3 protein-coding genes are annotated in these 2,454 nt (G+C 43.6%); all 3 read right to left on the bottom strand.

Annotated elements, in window-relative coordinates; translation table 11 throughout:
- The coding region (locus tag VIN08_RS27980) for a transglutaminase N-terminal domain-containing protein (protein ID WP_331972954.1) at positions 1-248 on the bottom strand (248 nt) is incomplete at its 3' end.
- 176 nt (positions 249-424) lie between these two features.
- Positions 425-1,156: a LytTR family DNA-binding domain-containing protein gene (locus tag VIN08_RS27975; protein ID WP_331972952.1), complete on the bottom strand. Its 732-nt coding sequence runs from the start codon at positions 1,154-1,156 to the stop codon at positions 425-427.
- Complete coding sequence (locus tag VIN08_RS27970) at positions 1,153-2,199, bottom strand: sensor histidine kinase (RefSeq protein WP_331972950.1); 1,047 nt, start codon at positions 2,197-2,199, stop codon at positions 1,153-1,155. Before VIN08_RS27970 ends, VIN08_RS27975 begins: the two co-directional genes overlap by 4 nt.
- Positions 2,200-2,454 lie beyond the last annotated feature (255 nt).

Here is a 2,454-nt window from a genome sequence, read left to right as displayed (position 1 = left end):
GCGAGCACTTCTACATCAAAAGAGAAATGACGGGTTTGCTCCGGAAACACAACACGCGCCTGGTAATTGCCAAACGGATCTTGCTGCCAGTTGATAAAATGATTTTCGGGTTTGATGTTGAGGGAATACGAAAGTATAGGCGTGCGACAATGGGGTGCGGGCCTCAGCCGGAAAATGTGAGGCGACATATTTATAGCACGATCGTATTCGTAAGATGTTTTGTGGCGGATGGCAACTTTGATAGACATAGGTATAGCTTCGCTAAGTGTGGTGACTACGCCTGGGTTAACAGTAGCGTAATGCTTAGCTAATAATACCTTTTTTTATGCTGAGAAACATCTATATCGGCAGATATATAGCAGACGGGCTGGAGCTTACTGCTGATTAACTATATTCAAACGATTGCTATAAAGAGAAGCGATCGTTACTGCATCTGGTTCTTGTCGGTAAAATCCTTAAAGGCCTTGCGATAGGTGTCGCTAATAGGTATAGTAGCAGAGCCGATCTGTACTTCGCCTTTGTGTATAACATCGATGGCTTCTACGGCTACAATATAGGAGTGGTGTATGCGTATAAACTTCTCGGCCGGTAATTGTTCTTCCAGACTTTTCAGTCGCTGCAGCGTAACAATCTTCTGTTGTTTGGTGTGAATGGTAACGTAGTCTTTCAGTCCTTCCACAAAGAGTATATCATCCCAGCGTACTTTTACCAGCTTGGTTCCGTCTTTCACAAATACAAAAGGCTGCGAAGGATCGGGCGTTGTTTTATCGGCAGGAGTAACGATGGCGGCAGGTGCTGTATTCAATCGCAGATTTACTTTATCTACGGCACGAAGAAAACGCTCGAACGTAATAGGCTTTAGTAAATAATCCACTACATCCAGCTCGTATCCTTCCAATGCATATTCAGAATAGGCCGTGGTGAGAATTACCATCGGTTTCTTTTGCAATGCTTTGAGTAAAGATATACCGGTTATCTCCGGCATCTGTATATCAAGAAAGAGTAAATCAACCGGAGTCTTGCGCAATATCTCGATCGCCATCAGCGGACTGGAGCATGCTTCGAGTAAAGATAAGTAGGGCACCTTCTTTACATAGTCTGTCATCAGGCTGCGCGCCAGGGGTTCATCATCAACAATCAGGCAAGATATACTCACGATAAAGCAAGTTTCAGTTCAACCGTATAGCGTTCCGGAGTGTTCTCTACTTTCAGCGTATGTCGCCCCGGGTAACTCAAGTCTAATCTACGCTGAACATTTTGTAATCCAATGCCCGACTTGCTGTTGTGTCCGTTTTTTGGTGCGGCTTGTTTGCTGTTCTCTACAATATAGGTGCAGTTGTTGCCTTCCATTATAAGACTGGCTTTCACCCAGGCATCGGTACTGTTGGCGGTAATGCCATGTTTGAATGCGTTCTCGAGGAACGTGATAAAGATGAAAGGCGATATACGCGCATCCTGTACGTTGCCTTCTACCTTAAAATCAATCGGTATCTGGTTGTTCAATCGCAGTCGTTCAAGACTTATATAGTTCTGCATATACTCGATCTCCTTACTCAGCAATACCTGCTGATAGTTGGTATCGTAGATCATATAGCGCATCATCTGCGAAAGCTTGGCGATTACTTCTGTGGTGTTGGGCGATTGTGAATACGCGAGATAATACAGGTTGTTGAGGGTATTGAAAAGAAAGTGTGGATTGATCTGCGCTTTCAAAAAATTAAGCTCTGCCTGCAGTCGTTCGTTTTCAACTTCTTTTTTCTTCGCTTCAAACTCAAACCACTCCTGTGCAAAGCGAAGCATACCAACAAAAATTACAATGAAGAGACTGGTTGCCCCTGCTTGCACGATAAATATAGTATTGTAGAAATAGTGTGCCTGATAAGTATAACCATCCACGAGATAACGCTGCAGGTGTACGCGGAAGAACATGAGTATGATGAACGGTATAAAAAACTCAAGCAGGTATTGGCCGGTTTTTTTACGCTCCAGAAATCGCGGCAAAAAAATAAAATAGTTGAGATACGCTACGAATATATTGAAGAGACCATTGGAGGCAGCCTGCATGAAAATCTCCATCGGTTCTATTTCATGTTCGTGTCTGCGAAACGAGGCCATCTGGTATACAAAGAATGAAAGGTATACACACCAGAATGAGAGGTGTAGTAGAATGACCCGGTTACGTTGAATGGTTGACTGCATGACAAAACACAATACGGGTAAAATTACGTTTTAGTGCCTGGCAGCGCGACTGTTCTCCACGATTTTCTACCGTTAGCGGAATTTTATCGACCGATTCAAGGGGTTGTCTGTACCTTTCGGCACGGTCGAATAATTGACCGGATTGTCGAATCAAAGAGCCTAATCGTATAAAAGCAACCTGTATGCGTCAACAATTGGATTTTCTTTGCCGTTGACTTTTCCAAGCAAGTGTACGAAGCATTTGTGATTCTGAAA

It is taken from the genome of Ohtaekwangia sp. (genome assembly GCF_036568665.1).
GTDB lineage: Bacteria > Bacteroidota > Bacteroidia > Cytophagales > Cyclobacteriaceae > Ohtaekwangia.
The sequence above is the reverse complement of the archived record's forward strand: the minus strand, read 5'-3'. Positions and strand labels throughout refer to the sequence as shown.

Bases quoted from the DNA above. Each gene is read 5' to 3' on its own strand.
- VIN08_RS27970 (WP_331972950.1), bottom strand. From the start codon at position 2,199: ATGCAGTCAACCATTCAACGTAACCGGGTCATTCTACTACACCTCTCA.